Source organism: Pseudoalteromonas sp. B131b (assembly GCF_037162545.1).
Classification (GTDB): Bacteria; Pseudomonadota; Gammaproteobacteria; order Enterobacterales; family Alteromonadaceae; genus Pseudoalteromonas; species Pseudoalteromonas fuliginea.
On record NZ_JARLUZ010000001.1, the window covers coordinates 3,586,826 to 3,602,835 of the forward strand.

Annotated in this window: 10 protein-coding genes and 3 pseudogenes; 2 read left to right on the forward strand and 11 right to left on the reverse strand. The window is 38.8% G+C overall.

What is annotated here, in order from left to right; translation table 11 throughout:
• Positions 1-138: 138 nt before the first annotated feature.
• From P4S65_RS16485 to P4S65_RS16525, 9 genes and pseudogenes are all read right to left on the reverse strand, one after another.
• Positions 139-3,414 (reverse strand): type I restriction endonuclease subunit R, encoded by a 3,276-nt coding sequence (locus tag P4S65_RS16485; RefSeq protein ID WP_337120604.1) that lies wholly within the window; start codon positions 3,412-3,414, stop codon positions 139-141.
• Positions 3,415-3,433: 19 nt separating this feature from the next.
• Entirely contained in the window at positions 3,434-3,874 is a 441-nt protein-coding gene (locus P4S65_RS16490) for a DUF4145 domain-containing protein (protein WP_337120605.1), read from the reverse strand.
• 23 nt (positions 3,875-3,897) lie between these two features.
• A complete protein-coding gene (locus P4S65_RS16495; protein WP_337120606.1) occupies positions 3,898-4,320 on the reverse strand; it encodes a hypothetical protein in 423 nt (140 codons plus the stop codon).
• Between the two features lie 52 nt (positions 4,321-4,372).
• Positions 4,373-5,389, reverse strand: coding sequence for a virulence RhuM family protein (locus P4S65_RS16500; protein ID WP_337120607.1), 1,017 nt, complete (start codon positions 5,387-5,389; stop codon positions 4,373-4,375).
• Positions 5,382-6,668 (reverse strand): restriction endonuclease subunit S, encoded by a 1,287-nt coding sequence (locus tag P4S65_RS16505; RefSeq protein ID WP_337120608.1) that lies wholly within the window; start codon positions 6,666-6,668, stop codon positions 5,382-5,384. The genes P4S65_RS16500 and P4S65_RS16505 overlap by 8 nt, the downstream gene beginning before the upstream one ends.
• Positions 6,661-7,704, reverse strand: a complete 1,044-nt coding sequence (locus P4S65_RS16510; protein WP_337120609.1) for a PDDEXK nuclease domain-containing protein — start codon at positions 7,702-7,704, stop codon at positions 6,661-6,663. Before P4S65_RS16510 ends, P4S65_RS16505 begins: the two co-directional genes overlap by 8 nt.
• Positions 7,704-10,132: pseudogene (locus P4S65_RS16515) on the reverse strand (type I restriction-modification system subunit M). The gene P4S65_RS16510 and the pseudogene P4S65_RS16515 overlap by 1 nt, the downstream one beginning before the upstream one ends.
• Before the next feature lies 1 nt (position 10,133).
• Positions 10,134-11,030 (reverse strand): annotated as a pseudogene (locus P4S65_RS16520) (restriction endonuclease).
• Positions 11,031-11,584: 554 nt separating this feature from the next.
• Positions 11,585-11,689, reverse strand: a pseudogene (locus P4S65_RS16525) (site-specific integrase); the annotation flags it as partial.
• Positions 11,690-12,224: 535 nt separating this feature from the next.
• Here P4S65_RS16525 and P4S65_RS16530 point away from each other — a divergent pair.
• Together P4S65_RS16530 and P4S65_RS16535 are read left to right on the forward strand one after the other, a co-directional pair.
• Positions 12,225-13,331, forward strand: a complete 1,107-nt coding sequence (locus tag P4S65_RS16530) for a hypothetical protein (RefSeq protein ID WP_337120610.1) — start codon at positions 12,225-12,227, stop codon at positions 13,329-13,331.
• 154 nt (positions 13,332-13,485) lie between these two features.
• Positions 13,486-14,541: a hypothetical protein gene (locus P4S65_RS16535; protein WP_337120611.1), complete on the forward strand. Its 1,056-nt coding sequence runs from the start codon at positions 13,486-13,488 to the stop codon at positions 14,539-14,541.
• Between the two features lie 18 nt (positions 14,542-14,559).
• Here the strand turns inward: P4S65_RS16535 and P4S65_RS16540 are convergent, their stop codons facing one another.
• Both P4S65_RS16540 and P4S65_RS16545 read right to left on the reverse strand, forming a co-directional pair.
• Positions 14,560-15,552 (reverse strand): phage integrase, encoded by a 993-nt coding sequence (locus tag P4S65_RS16540; RefSeq protein WP_337120612.1) that lies wholly within the window; start codon positions 15,550-15,552, stop codon positions 14,560-14,562.
• Positions 15,553-15,625: 73 nt separating this feature from the next.
• The gene (locus P4S65_RS16545) at positions 15,626-15,988 is read right to left on the reverse strand and encodes a hypothetical protein (RefSeq protein ID WP_304180359.1); all 363 of its coding nucleotides are present in this window, start codon (positions 15,986-15,988) and stop codon (positions 15,626-15,628) included.
• Positions 15,989-16,010: the final 22 nt, after the last annotated feature.

Genomic DNA, 16,010 nt, shown 5'->3' on the forward strand with positions numbered 1-16,010 from the left:
GTGTTGTATAGTTTATTTCTAGACTAAAGCCCACTATTGGTTTATCCAGTTAAGCACTTTGATAATGAAGTGTTCTAAAATATTTTTAGTATTAAACCTTTCTTTAAATAATTCAGCTTTCTTAGCTAAATACAGAAATCACTTTCTACTATTTAACCCGCTCAACATATCAAATATCACTCGCGCGAATTGCTGGTTTCTTGCGGGATCTGACAGTAGCTGCATCATTTGTTCTTGGTGTGCATCACTGCTTCCTAAGATGGCGTCATCCATCGCTTGAGGGAAATCACCTAGCATTGCTTGCTCTGGGCTATTGTTTGCAATCTGGCTCATTACAGAGGCGTTTTCGGTTAGTTTATCGCGTACTGTATAGGCATAGTTAAGCATGTCTTTATTAGTTAGGTTATCAGTAATAAAAACCTCATTAAGCTTGTCGATTATCTGAGATAAGAACGCTTCTTTTTTATCTTTCGCTTTAGCACTACCCACATCATTACTTGGCTCAAGCTTGTAATCAGGCGCGTCTTCTTTTAGCTGTATATCTTGCTGACGTATTTTTGATAGGCGGTAATGGCTCATTACTACGTTGTCTAAATCAAGCTCATCTTCAGTCACTACTTTTTCACGTAACAGTGGGCGTAAGTGGCGGGCGAACAAGCTTAGTTTTTCAAGCTCTTTGTCGTCGTATTCCACCAGCTGCGACATAAACTCGTAAAAGCGGGTAAAGCTGCCTAAATCCTTTTTGAATATCTCTAGGCGGTCTTTTTCTTGTTTGCACTCTTTAAAGCTTGTTTCTGCGTTAGCTATTAATACAGCGTCTTCAGTCTTTTTGGTGCGTTCAAACATTTCTCTCGCTTTTATATACGCCTCAATTGCCGATGCGTAACGCTTTTGCCAACGCTCTTTAGCGGGGTGAATAATATTGCTAATCGCCGCGTTTGACTTGTTCTTGGTAAAGAAGGCTGCACAAAACTGCTCAACCTCAGACCACAAAAATATACCGCTGGCACGCAGCTTTTCAAACAAATCAAAAACAATCTGAGGGTCAGTAACATCGGCAAGCTCTGCTGTTTGGTAGTAAGGCTGGAATGCTTCTAGTATGTCTTCTGGGGCATTAAAAAAGTCCAATACAAACGTGCCTGTTTCAGCTTTACTTGGGTAAGTACGATTCAATCGTGACAGGGTTTGTACACACTCAACGCCGCCTAGCTTTTTATCTACATACATAGCGCATAGTTTTGGTTGGTCGAACCCTGTTTGAAACTTATTAGCCACCAGCATTACTTGGTAATCATCACTATCAAAGGCTTTGCGCATATCGCGGCCTTTGAGGTCAGGGTTCATATTTTTTTCAGTAAACTTTTTATCTAAAAATGCAGCGCTATCAGGATCGCTCTTCGTAAACTCAACTTCGCCTGAAAAAGCCACCATAGCGCGTATTGTCGAGTAACCTGTTTTTTGCTCTGCTAGAGCTTCAGCTACATACTTATCAAACGCTAGTTTGTAACGTACCGCCTCTTTGCGTGAGCCAGTTACTACCATTGCTTTGGCTTGCCCGCCTAATAAACCCATTACGTTATCTTTAAAGTGCTCAACAATCACTTTAACTTTTTGCGATATATTATGGTCGTGTAAACGCACCCATTGGTTAAGTTTTACCGCTGCCTTTTTACTATCAACCTCTTCATCTGCCGCTTCTATTTTTTGAGCAAGTTGGTACATCACCTTATAGTTAGTGTAATTTTTAAGTACATCTAATATAAAGCCTTCTTCTATTGCTTGGCGCATTGAATATATGTGGTACGCCACTGGCTTATTCTGTTTTGATGGCGGTAGTTCTGGGTCAGGTAATCGACCAAACAGCTCTATTGTTTTTGCTTTAGGTGTGGCAGTAAACGCATAGTAGTTAAGGTTTGCACTACCACGGCGGGCAGCAACGGTGGCATCGAGTATATCCTCTGAAGATAACTCAATGTCGTCATCAGTCTCTTCTGTCATTAATACTTCTTTTAACTGGCGAGCTGTAGAGCCGCTTTGTGATGAATGGGCTTCATCGGCAATAACAGCATAGCTGCGCTCTTTTAAGCTGGTACTGTTCTCTATAGCACGTAATACAAACGGAAAAGTTTGAATGGTTACAATAATAATAGGCTGAGCGTTTTCAAGTGCACTGGCGAGCTTTTCTGATTTAGAACCGTCACCTTCTTTATTATTAATACGCCCTACTACACCGTCTGCATGCTCAAACTGATAAATAGTATCTTGCAGCTGATCATCAAGTACTGTTCGGTCTGTTACAACAATCACTGAATGAAATTGTTTATTACCTTGCTCGTCATACAAGGTAGAAAGCTGGTGGGCTGTCCATGCAATAGAGTTTGATTTACCTGAGCCCGCACTGTGTTGAACTAAATACTTATTACCTGTGCCCTCTTCAATTGCAGCCTCAATAAGCTTACTTACTACATCCCACTGATGATAGCGCGGGAAAATAAGCGTTTCTTTTTTATCTTTTAGCCCTTCCCAATTCTCAAACTCTTCTATTTGCAAGTGTACAAAGCTGCCTAAAATGTTAAGCAGATTTTTAGGCACTAACACTTCATTCCATAAGTAATCGGTTGCATAACGGCTAGTATCTTCAGGTACATCATTACCTGCTCCACCTTCGCTTGTGCCTTTGTTAAAGGGTAAAAAGAAGGTGTCGTCGCCCGCAAGCTTAGTGGTCATATACACTTCGTACTGGCTTACAGCAAAATGGACTAATGCACCACGCTTAAAGGTAAGTAGCGGCTCTGGCTTTTTAGTAGCAGGGTCTTTAGGTAAGCGTGTTTGTTTATACTGCTTAATTGCATTTTCAACCGCTTGTTTAAATTCTGATTTAAGCTCTAGGGTTGATACGGGTAAGCCATTTACAAATAATACTAAATCTATGCGCCAACTTTTAGCTTTACTACCTGTTGCTGCCAAGTGCTCAGCATTCGCATACGGGCTATACACTAACTCTTGTACTATACGACAAGTGTTTTGCTCATAACGCGCTAGGGTTTCGGGGTTTAGGTTGTGCTCTGGTTTAAATTGGCAAAGCTCAAAACGCGCATTACGAATTTTTAAACCATGGCGTAACACACCTAATACACCATACGTGCGTGAGGCTTTATCTGTGGCGTTTATATCGGCTTTTTTAAGTTGTGCCACCAGCGCTTCTAAAAAGTGGCGTTCAGGGTCATTGGGGAACACCTTACACAGCTTTTGCCACTCTTTAGGTTGGGTGTTTTTAACAAAGGCCAGCGCATCTTGTTCATACAAAGCGGTTTCGCAGTTATAGCCAGCACCTGTGCCTCCAACCCAACCATTCGCAACCATCTGGCTAATTATGTCGTCTTGAAAAATACGTTCTTGAGTTACATCATTCATGATTTTATTCTTATAATGTTTAGTTATTTAAAACTTCTGGAGCTGCTTGCTTATGTTCTAGCTGTAACTTGTCTTTTCCAAATCTTAAAGCTAGCTTATCGTAAACGTCCTTAAGCTCATCAAAGCGAGCATTACGATCGTAGAGCTCTAAAACAAACTGAAACATTTGGAAGGCATACAATAAATCGAGTTCAGTAACATCTGACTTATGAGTTCCTTCATTCCCTACTAATTTCAATGGCTCAAGATACGAGGCTTCTTCAGGGCGGGTCTTAGCCAAATTTTGAATCATACGGTTAAGATTACTTCCCTCAACCTTCATATCCTTACAAAACTTCTCGATTGCTCGTCTTAACTTAGAGGCTGATGATGGTGGATCAAAATGAAAATGTTTAAATGCGTCAAATAGTTCTTCACTAATTTCTTTCGGGGTGTTTATCGATAGAGGAAATATAGGCACGGTTGGCGAAAAATGGTCTATTTTTATTTGCTTTGTTTTTTTGCCTTGGTATCAAAGCTATTACTCGATTCAAGTAATACACCCGATGCGGTAGTACTTTTTTTACATTCGCTACAGCTAAAAAAGCTATTAAACAAATAAGTATCACCATTTATCGGATCAATATGGTCAGAGTACACCGTAGCAATTGCGCCCATTAGGGGTAACCAAAAACCTTCACTTTTACTAATCACCTCTTGGCTAGCTTCTAACTTAACCCGCCTAGTTTCTTTTTCTGAACGAAACTTCCTGCTCGATAGCAGTAAACTTTTTTCTGATGTTGGCCTTGTTTGAATACTTTCTTTATCTAACTTTAGCGCCAACTTATTACAGTGAGGGCAAGGAAGCTTAGGGTAATTATCTAAGTTAGCAAAGCCTGAAATCCTTTTCCATAATTCTATATCCATTACTTCTATCCCTTTATTTATTTTTTACTTTATATGCAAAGTCTTATTTAAGTTACTTTGCAGGTTTACCCTGCAATTGCTTGAGTGCATTGGCTAAGTCTAAATCAACCTTTGATGGCTGGGCATCAATTACTCTGCGGTATTTATCGTATTCTTGTTTTGCTTTTTCAGTGGCTTGTGCCTGTGAAATATTGCCAGCGTGGTTAAGCACTTCATAATCACTTAAGCGTAAAAAGTCATCGAGCTTGCTTGCCCAGTCTGCCATTTTCATTAACTTACCATTACGGGCTTGAAGTTCTGCAAATTCTAAGTAGGAGTTAACCAGCCTGTTTAACGTATCAAGTTCTTGCTCATTTAAGTAGTTTTTGCCTGTGACCACCTCTTTGCGAGTTGGCTCTGTGCCTGCAAAGCTGGTTAAACCTAAATTTGGCTTTTCAGCATCAATTCGTTTAAACACGAGCTCTGCTGCGGTATTACCATGTGCAGCCCAATACATTTTATTTTGCACTTTAGCAAAAAAGTCAACACTAGTTTGTGCTTTGCCATCGTAATCAATGCTGGTGGCATATATGTCGCATACTTTGCGCCAGAATATTTTCTCTGATGAACGTATATCACGTATACGATTTAACAGCTCATCAAAGTACTGCATGTTATCTGGGTTTTTAAGGCGCTCGTCATCCATTACAAAGCCCTTAGTTAGATACTCTTGTAATGTTTTCGTCGCCCACTGGCGAAACTGTGTGCCTTGCTTAGAGCGCACACGGTAACCCACCGCTAATATGGCTTCTAAATTATAATGCGCCACATCACGAGCAACTTCTCGAGTACCCTCTTTTCGAACTATTCGGAAATTCCTAATGGTTGCATTTTGTTCAAGTTCGCCCTCATTATAAATGTTACTTAAATGCTCATTTATAGTCGGTACACTCTTTTGATACAGCTCAGCTATTAGGTTTTGAGTTAGCCAAAGCGTTTCAGTTTCAAAGCGACATTCAACCTTGGTTTGGCCTTCATCTGTTTCAAATAAAATAAACTGCCCAAGCGGTGGTGTAATATCGTTAGTCATTAGGTTGCTCCCAATGTCGCACGTCGATTTTGCCGCTGACTGCGGCAGAGATTAAGGCGGTGCGGCGTTCTTTAGATAGTATAATTGATTGTTCAACTTTACTTATTAACACTTCAAACCTATCTAATTTAATTTTTAGATATTCAACAATTTTTTGTTGTTCAGTCAATGGTGGAGATACAAAACCTAAATTCAAAAGATCTTCTTGAGTCATGCTTGGTAATGCAGTACTTGTTGAAAGCAATGAAAACGGAAACATAGATGCTTGGTAATAAATATATTTAGCTTCATGGAAAGTGTTTATTTCACTATAAAACATCGTATCTACAGTCCAGAACTTCCCACTCACAACGAGTGGTTTGTCAATTGTTCCCTTTCTCCCAAATAGGACTGAGCTACCATCAAATAAGTACTTTGAGCTTCTTTTAAATACTCCTCCTGAACCGTAAACAGGATATCCGCCACTTTCAACCTCAACCTGTTTATAATCTCTACCATTTCTGATAGTTAAAGCATTTTTTAAACGACATATAACCCAATGTTCAGGAACTTCACCCAACCACTCCACACCGGAATCTTTCATCGGGGCTTGTGGGTTGAGGCCTTTAGTCACAGCATGGCTGATCACCGCTTGGCGCTTTTCTTTTAGTAACTTAATCAGTTGCTGCTGCTTTTCGATAAGCATGTCAATTTTGGCCGTTTCGTGATCGAGGAAGTTAGCGATTTGAATTTGCTCTTCCAAAGGCGGATAGCACACCGTCAGATTCTCTAACGTCCCCATCCCTATATTCTGCTGAGTGCCGAAAGTCCAACTTAATTGCACTGACTTTTGGAAGAAATCGGAACGAAGACTATTTAGTAAGAAGTATGGATTATATGTATTTTTACATCTCATAACAGCAAGCGGTGACCAAATATTGAAATGCTTATCCGTCTCTACAATCGCAGTAATACCAGTTGTTGCGCCTGATTTAATCATATAGACATCATGTCTTTTTGGACTATATTTCTGACTAAAAAAAGCATCATCTTCTTTAGAGATAAAACCTCTAATCTTATCAAAATCAATATACCCGCCAGAAACAGCTTCTGCCGACACAAATGGAATACCTTCATCAATAAATACTGGTGTTGAATGGGGCCCATCTGTAATTGGAGTTGATAGTACATGCTTTAAAAATGTCACTTTCCAATGTGATGGAATTGAATCCAACCATTTACTGCTAGAATCCTTATACTCAGGATATGCCTGATATTTGCCAGTATTTAATTCACTCATGATCGTCCCCTAGCTGTGCTAAGACTTCGACACTGGGCAGTTCATTTTTCAACGAATCGGGAAGTTGTTGGGTTAAGCGGTACTCGGCAATGCCCATGGGTTTATCCATGCAGCTAAGGGCGTATTCGGCCACTAACTTATCTTTGGTTTTGCACAGTAACAGGCCAATGGTGGGCGCATCACCTACTTTAGCAAGTTGCTCATCAACCGCTTTAATATAAAAATTTAGCTTGCCTGCGTGCTCTGGCTCAAAGTCTCCAAGCTTTAATTCGATCACTATGTAGCAATGTAAATGCACATGATAAAACAACAGATCGATATAAAAGTCACGCTCGCCCACTTGCAACGGATATTGTTTGCCGATATAGGCAAAGCCTGCGCCTAGTTCGAGCAAAAACTGGGTAATGTGTTTAACCAGCCCTTGCTCTAATTCGCGCTCTGAATGATTTTTGGCAAGGCTTAAAAAGTCAAAAATGTATGGGTCTTTTAAGGTTTGAATTGCCAACTCTGATTGCGCGGCAGGCAAACGTTGCTCAAAATTATGTAGGGCTTGACCGTCGCGTTGCCACAGGCCACTTTCAATTTGGTGCACCAAAACATTACGGCTCCAGCCATGTGCGAGTGTGTTGCTAACATAATAGGCCGCCTCGTCAGTGGTTTTGCACTTACTGATAATTTGAATATTGTGACCCCAAGGAATTTGCACTAATTGGGCAACAAGCTGTTGCCCAATTGCATCACTTGAGAAAAATTGATACCACTGGCGAATGTACTTAAGGTTGCGCTGTGAAAACCCTTTCATTTGCGGAAATTCGGCCATTAAATCTTGGCTGAGTTGAGCTAATAACTTATCGCCCCATGCGGCTTGCTGTTGGCGGGCAACTATTTCTTCGCCTAGTAGCCAATACAAGGTTAAAAGCTCGGTATTCACTTTAACAACGGCTTTTTGCTGGCTTGATGCCACTTTTTGTTTAAGCTCTATTAGCCATTGTTTGTATTCTGCACTTTGCAGTAATGCTGGGTGTTTGTCGCTCATTACGAGTGTACCTCTTGCAACAACTTCATTATGTCACTGCTCACAGCATCAAGCTCCTTGTCAATCTCAGTTAAATCACGTGGTGGCTGATATTCATAAAAATGGCGGTTAAAGGGGATTTCATAGCCAACTATGCCTAGCTCGGCGTCTTTGTCATCGCGCTTAGTGTCGTTTATCCATGCATCACTTACATGGGGTGCTACCTCGCGGTTAAAGTAGTTTTCAACCATTTGGGTTGTGCTAATACTTGGCTGAGCTGAGCCGTTTAAATAAGCCTCTTTTAGCGGTACATTTTCATTATCGCGTAAGTCGCCATCTTGCTTATAAGTCACTACTTTACCTTGCCACTTTTTAACATTACCTTTGTATTCAAATGCGCCGTACATTGGGTTTGCTGCATCTTTGAATAATTTATCAACCACGCACTCCGCTGCTGGGTTTTTAAAGGTAATGGCATCAAGTAGTTGTTTTTTCTCTTTGGTGTCGAGCTTAATATTGAGTGCTTTAAGCGCTTGTGTATAGGTAATATCAAACTGGTTAAAATCGTCTGATTGCAAGTGCTTGCCACCAGCATCGTCACCTAATTGCGTTTTTAGCTGCTGTGCTTTTTCCATAAGGGCTTTTTGGAATAACCAAAGCTTAGGCTCTAATACATCTTTAATTTGTTTTTCTTTCAGCTCTGTGAAGTCGGCTTTAATAATAGCTCTGGCTTCAATTTCAACAGTGCTTAAATCACCATACTTGTCGTCAGTAGTCCACTGTGCGCCAAACTTTTCATACAGCGCCATCATGGCTGCATTGTATGGTTTTGGTGCAAAACGCAGGGATGCAATAGCTTCATCAGTTACTTGAGCTGACAACCTAAGTGGGCGCTCTATAGTGATACGGCGATAACCAAACTCATAGGTATTAAATATTTTACTGGCAAAGGTTTTTGCTACATCAGCTTTAGGGTTAGCCGCTTGGCGACCTCGGCTACTTTTAGCTTCGGTTGGTTTGGCTAAGCCTAGCTCTTCAAGCGTTGTTGTTTCTACTTGTTCAAAATTACCAAAGCTGCGAGTGATTACTTTAATGTCGTCTTCGCTCATAACGTTACGTTTAGAGCCAAGAGATTTGCGCATTTTACCGCACAGGTTAGCCCCATTAATTAGCTGAACTTTATTTTTACGCTCAGCGCTTTGCTGCTGTGCTTTTTGTTCGACAAAACCCATACATAGGTAGCAATACCTGTGTTATAAAACATATCGGTAGGTAAAGCTATAATTGCCTCAAGTAAATCAGACTCTAAAATATAACGACGAATCTCACTTTCACCACTGCCTGCACCGCCCGTAAATAAAGGAGAACCATTTAGAATAATACCAATACGCCCGCCGCTGTTAGAATCATTTGCAGAGGGTGATGCATCGCGCATTTTACTAATAAGGTGCATTAAAAATAATAGCGAACCGTCAGACACTCTTGGTAGGCCTGCGCCAAAGCGTCCATCAAAGCCCTTAATGGTATGTTCGTCTTTAATATCGCCTTCAATTTTTTTCCAATCTACACCGAATGGCGGGTTAGACAGCATGTAATCAAACTTATCTACTGCTAGCTGATCATTCGATAAGGTATTACCTAGTTTAATACGGCTAACGTCTTGCCCTTTAATAAGCATATCGGCTTTACATATCGCGTAAGACTCAGGGTTTAACTCTTGACCAAACGCGCGCATAACCGCATTAGGGTTAAGCTCGTGCACGTACTCCATACCTGATGATAAAAAGCCGCCAGTACCTGCTGTTGGGTCGTAAATGGTACGAATAATCCCTTCTTTGGTTAGGGCGTCGTCGTCTTCCATAAATACCAATGAGGTAGTTAAACGCACTATATCGCGTGGGGTAAAGTGCTCCCCTGCGGTTTCGTTAGAACTTTCAGCAAAGCGACGTATTAGCTCTTCAAACACTAAACCCATATCGTGGTTTGATATAGCTTGTGGGCTTAAGTCGGTCGTTGCGAATTTTTTAACGACTTTAAAAAGTAAGTTGGCGTCGTCTAATAGCCCTATAAACTCATCAAACTTAAAGTGCTCAAATATTTCGCGGGCATCGGCTGAAAAGCATTGAAAATAACGCTCAAGATTAGCTTTAATATCACCCTGCCCCATTTTACCTAAATCCATAGGCGAGGTATTAAAAAAGGTTAAGCCGTTTGTAGCTCTTATTAATAGTTTTTCTTGTGCATCTTCTGGCAGGTTTAAGACTTTAATACGCTCAAACTCTGCTACTACTGCATCTTTACTTGGTGCGAGCACACACTCAAGGCGACGTAATAAGGTAAAGGGTAAAATAACACGGCCATATTGAGACTGCTTAAAGTCACCGCGAAGGAGATCAGCTACTGACCAGATAAATGCAGCGGTTTGAGAAAAGTTATTATTAGTTGTCATTTTAATCTTCCATAAAGTAATCGCTATCGAGCGCTTTTACTTCAAATACATGTTTGGTGCTTACGCCTAAATTATGGGTAAGCATGAGTTCGGTTAGTTGTGCGCCATCCACCAGCACTATGCGTTTTTCTATCATGCCGACATATTCAAGGGCATCTTTACTAAAGCTGCTGGTGGTAATGAAAACGCCCTTTTTAGCACGGTGCATATCAAGCGCACCTGCAAAGGCTTGTATATCTGGGCGGCCAACTGTTTTATTGGTATAACGCTTGGCTTGCAACTATATCATTTCAAGGCCAAGTTTATCTTCTTTGATTACACCATCAATACCACCATCTTGCGTGTATTGAGTGGCTTGGCCTGCATCTTTGCGTGATCCGCCGTAACCCATGGCGAGCATTAAATCGACCACTAGGTTTTCAAAAAATACGGGGGATGCTGCTAATATCGCTTTTAGTATTTCGTCACTTAGGTTGGTATTGAGCGTGTCTACTGCAGCTTCTATAAGCTCTTCAGGGGTTTTATCTGAGTTATTACTTACTATGCTGGTGGTGTTTACTTGTGTGGGCTCATTTGCGTCTTTAGAGCGTGTTTTAAAATCAAGGAAAGCATCGAACTTACTTAAGTATTGGTTATTGATTGGCGCGCCTGACTCGATTGCAGCTAGCCATTTTTGTGTGATTTTGCAAAATGCTCTTTTGGGTTGTTCTATTAAACCTGCTTGAACTAAGTAAGTTTTAGCCCACCCCAAACGATGATAAGCATATGTTTGCTTGCCGCTCGGTATGCGGAGCTTTAGTTGATCGGCACTAAGCCCAAGTTTACGGTAAACATCTGCATCAATATCACGCAGCTTAACGGTCTTACCATTTGCTAAACATGCTAGCAACGGGGTCATAAAAGATTGGTAATCAGGGAGTGACACAAGTATTCCTTTACAGCCTAAGAGTGGGGCTAATCCATTAATGTATATAAGGATACTATATAAAGTTATGCTATTTATCAAAGCAAACTCTGGTTTAACTTTTACATGGTAGTTAAATGATAAAATTGAGCACCAAAGGTGATCGAATATAAGAGCGATCACTCTTTAAAATTAAACTCGAACGATTTTAAATAAACTTAATTAACTGTTAATAAAGGAAATAATATTTTTATTTGATTATTTGGTAGCTTGTTCGGTTACTTCCTGTTTTTTATTTTACCGCCTCTAGCCATTTAACTACCCTCTCTATATGCAAGTATACTTGAAGAGTCGTTTTTTACTGATTGCAAGACACGCCAGTAATGAGCTAATGTCTTTCGAAGAGCAGAGCTTCCTTTTTGAAGAATGCTGGTTAGTAAGTAAAAAAGACTAAGCGCTACTTTACATTGATTTAATTTTTGAATTAAATCGAACCCTCATTCAATGAGTTTCTTAACTCACTTTTATACTTTTGGTCCAAGCTTACTAGCATAACCAAGTATTTGTTGTAACAGTAAAATATTCCCTCCGTTCATCATAAAATGACTCGCGAAAGTATACCTTAAAGCATGGCTACATTGCCCCTCTGGCAAGTTAATATTGGTTTTACTTACTGCGCTGTACAACGCTGAAATAGCAGCTAAGGCTTATACCAACCTACATAAATCTTTGATCAATTTAACGAATTAAATTGCACTATAACGTCGTTAAAAATTTTTTATTTAGAACAACTAGATACAAAAATTTTTGTCTAGTTCTAGCGTAATTTTCTTAATGTTAAATAGACCCCATATATAAGCAGATTGGTATTAGTTATTACAAACGTTGAACAATCATTAATAATTAAATTATAAGCATAAAAAAACCCGCAAATTTGGATTAACAAATTTGCGGGTTTCTTATGGTTTTCGAATAACGAGTTCAAAAACCTTTATTGGTGGAGCTGGGGGATTTGAACCCCCGTCCGAAAAGCCTCAATTGTTACATGTGGATATATAAAACAATGACTTAATTTAAAATCAAAAACTTAGTTTCTTATGCTATCTTTTAAAGTCTTGTGCAATCTATCTGATTTGGGCATTATGTGGACAAGACGACTTAATGATAAAATTTCAAGGAACCTTATTGATGGACCACAAAGTTAAAGGGTCATGGTTAATTCACCACACAAATAAATTACAGAATATGAATAGTCAAGGTGCTTACCAAAATACCTTTGTTGCTGGTAAAGCAGGAATTCTATTATCAGCTATTTCAGAGTCTCAGGAAACCGTGGTTTCAAATGATAAGTTAGAAATATTAGCAAGTGCTGCAAATATTAATATCGGATTTGAGCTTCCAATATTGAAAAATGTTTTAGCTGAGCATGAATTAATTGACTTAAGTGAATCTGGTGTTGGTGTATTAGGAATAACCACTTCTTCAGCTTTACAGCATACATCAAATATTTTTGAATCACTTAATCCAAAAGCTATAGAATCTTCAGCCTTAGATTTAGCTGAAACTGTTTCGATAAAACCATTTAGTAGCAATGAGTTATCAGAAGAAATCTCCGACAAATATAAATTAGCTCGTGCAGAAGTCACCCAACTATTCCATGATTCTGAGCAAATAGGCTTTGTTGATGTTGAAAATATTAATGCAAACGAAAAAGTCCTTTTTAATGGGAATCTTTTTCGAAGAGACTCGGCTACAAAAATAAAATCTGTATTAGATTCATTGAATACTGTAGAGCAATCCTCATTAAATGAACTAACCCTCATGCTTAAACGAAATTCTTGTGTTTCATGCAATGATGCTTCTCGTATACTAGGCACTACGTTATTTAATAAGGTCAACTCCATTGGCTTTTTTGATATTAATGTTGTAAGTAATCATCAAGAGGAAGTCGGTTTTTTAACACTTCCGTCAGCATTTTCAAAGTTTAGTAACTCAATGGTTGACGACGCTTTTGATTTAGCCAAAGCCTTTGTTGCTTCCTTAACGTATGGTATGACTAAAAGTGATCATGCTAGGGGGCAGATAAGTATGATTGATAAGCTATTAGGTGCTTTAATAGATGGCCGTGAAGTTGGCCCAGTTAAAGCTATCGGACAAGACTACAAAATGCTTGAATTAAAAGGTGTTGTTTCTATCAGGATAGGAATGAAAAATGGCCGTCATGGGCCAATAATGCGATTATTAAAAAAGAAGTTGGTGAGCTCGCTCTTCAAGCAATTAGACAGGGTGATGTGAGCGAACAATCAATTAAATCTTTACCGGGTGCCGCCATCACTAAATTTAGAGGTCCTGAAGCTAATAGAGAAATGATACGAAGACAACAAATCATAAGAAGCCCATTTGAAACTAATGATATGATTAACTCTCTCAGAACAGGAAGGAGCTAATTATGACTATGAAAATAGGTAAAGGGTTTGAAATGGAAGAATATCTTCGTAGCTACTTCCTTGAATCAGGTTATTTTGTTGTGAGAGGTCTGCCCTTTAATTATGATGGCTTTGATGTAACTGATATTGATTTGTGGCTTTACAGTAGAGAGTCCTCTGTAACTCGAAGTATAACTATTGTTGACATAAAAAATAAAAAAACCCCACAGGCAATTGAAAGAATTTTCTGGGCTAAAGGTTTAAGCAAAGCTGTAAAAGCTGATAATGTAATAGTTGCAACCACAGATAGAAGAAAAGCAGTAAAAGATTTTGGTCGTGATCTGAATGTTTTAGTGCTCGATGGTACATTTTTGTCCAAACTTCAAAAATCTGAAAGAATATTAAATGTTAGATTATCCGATGAAGAATTTATTAAAAAAATAAGTGATTATAATTTAGGTAAACTTGATGGGGACTGGAAAGGACAGATTCATAAATGCAAAGGGTTATTGGCAAACGGTATTACTTTTGACTCATGTAATCAGTGGTTAGAAGTAGCTCACTATTTTGTTGACCAAGTTTTAACTAAGCCAAGCCAAACAGAAGTCGCTTTAAGGTGTTTTTACTATTCTTTATCACTGTTTGTGATTGGAGTAGACTTTGTGTTAAAAGAATTATCATTTTTAGATCATAATGAGAGAATTGAACGTCTAGTTGATGGGTTTACTTTTGGCTCCAGAGGAAAAAGTGGAGTTGATAAAATGCTTACTTTATCACTGTCTTTATTAGATCAATTTTCAGATGAAGGTAAAACGACTTCTTCTCAAATAAGATCAAAGGTAATGAGTGACTTTGATTCTTTACCTACAACTATTCTAGGTGAGTATTTTGCAGCTAATGAGGTAGGTAAATCATTGTTTAGAGTAGCAAAAGAGCTAGAGCAGCTGTCAATGTTACGTAATTTCAATAGTCATTCAGAAGCCTCCATAGAATTAAGAAGCCTAATCGCTTGCCTCCTAGATACTTGGAAAATTCCAAGGAAGAACCTAACACAAGCAATTAACCCATCTACTCAATAGATTGATTAAGGGCTAAAATTAGAACAGTTTCGGCCCTAGTCTAATAGCATCTTCTAAATGACTTGGTGCGAAGTGCGCGTAAACCATGGTTTGCTCAATCTTTGCATGACCAAGTATCTGCTGCAATACTAATATATTACCTCCGTTCATCATAAAATGACTAGCGAAAGTATGCCTTAAAACATGGCTACACTGTCCCTTTGGCAAATTAATATCGGTTTTATTTACCGCCCTTTCAAATGCCTTTCTACAATCAGCAAATAGTGGCCCTGACTTTTTAGGGATCTCATTAAACAGCTTTTCACTAATTGGTACAGTTCGGTTCTTTTTACCCTTGGTATTAATGAAGGTGATGCGGTAGCTATCGCCTGATTTAATAACCTGAGAACCTTTTAAATTACACGCTTCACTTATCCTACAACCAGTAGCTAAACAAATTTTAGACACGATTAAAATATGCGGGTTAGTAGAGCGTTTTAGTTCATTAAGTAGAGTAATTATTTCGTCTTCCATCAAAAATGAAAGCTCTGTTTGCTGTAGTTTGAATGGCTTAATTTCAGCTAGAGGGTTAGGGTATTTTAACTCCCCTACTTCAATTAACTTATTGAACATACTCTTAATTAATACAAGGTCGTTGTTCGCGGTTTTTGGGCTTATTGGTGTTTCACCCGACATACGTTCACCACGCCATTTAACAAAATCTTTAGCCTGTAAATTCATAGCAATTGGATTGTTCAGCGCTTCACAAATCATTTCTAATTTAGCTAAAGCCCGCTGCGGTGAAGCATAAGTTTGACCATGCACTTTGTACCAAAGCTGAACTAAATCAGATAAGTGACGACTATCAATTTTCTCTTGTTTCCAAGGCTTATCTTCCGCCTCAGCAATAGTATGATTTACAAATCGTTGCGCCTCGCCGCGAGTAGGAAAAACCTTTCTAATTCTACGGCCAACAGCACCCCAAGGACGAATATCAACTTTATAACCACCATCAACTTTTTTGATTGTCATTTAATTTCTCAGGTATAAACATGCGCTTATTATGCAATTTCTTACACAAGCTTAAACTATTACATACCTAAAACTAAAATGATTTTTCAATACCCTTCATCACAATGACCGCTGTGCTTGTTAATTTATCTTTATTTAAATTAGGTAAAATTCCAAGATCAACACTCTCAAACAACCCCTCTTTAATTTGTTCAAGCATAACTTTTTTATCAAAAATAGGAGCGTTAATTCCATACAAAATTAAGTCCATTGAAGCACCTTTTTCATTACATGCTTGAACACATTGAGGGTATGGAATGGACTCTTTTTGAATCATTTGTGTAGCCCAATTCCTTTGTTTTCCAAAATAAATTGATACTTCAGTTAATGTTTTAAAACTATAAATATCTTTAATAGTTTCAATTACTTCTTTGGTACTTTTTAATTTTTTACTCATGAAACACACTCATATTTTCATA

Coding starts and splice junctions, on each gene's coding strand:
- P4S65_RS16485 (WP_337120604.1), bottom strand. CDS start 3,414: ATGAATGATGTAACTCAAGAACGTATTTTTCAAGACGACATAATTAGC.
- P4S65_RS16495 (WP_337120606.1), bottom strand. CDS start 4,320: ATGGATATAGAATTATGGAAAAGGATTTCAGGCTTTGCTAACTTAGAT.
- P4S65_RS16500 (WP_337120607.1), bottom strand. CDS start 5,389: ATGACTAACGATATTACACCACCGCTTGGGCAGTTTATTTTATTTGAA.
- P4S65_RS16505 (WP_337120608.1), bottom strand. CDS start 6,668: ATGAGTGAATTAAATACTGGCAAATATCAGGCATATCCTGAGTATAAG.
- P4S65_RS16510 (WP_337120609.1), bottom strand. CDS start 7,704: ATGAGCGACAAACACCCAGCATTACTGCAAAGTGCAGAATACAAACAA.
- P4S65_RS16530 (WP_337120610.1), top strand. CDS start 12,225: ATGGACCACAAAGTTAAAGGGTCATGGTTAATTCACCACACAAATAAA.
- P4S65_RS16535 (WP_337120611.1), top strand. CDS start 13,486: ATGACTATGAAAATAGGTAAAGGGTTTGAAATGGAAGAATATCTTCGT.
- P4S65_RS16540 (WP_337120612.1), bottom strand. CDS start 15,552: ATGACAATCAAAAAAGTTGATGGTGGTTATAAAGTTGATATTCGTCCT.
- P4S65_RS16545 (WP_304180359.1), bottom strand. CDS start 15,988: ATGAGTAAAAAATTAAAAAGTACCAAAGAAGTAATTGAAACTATTAAA.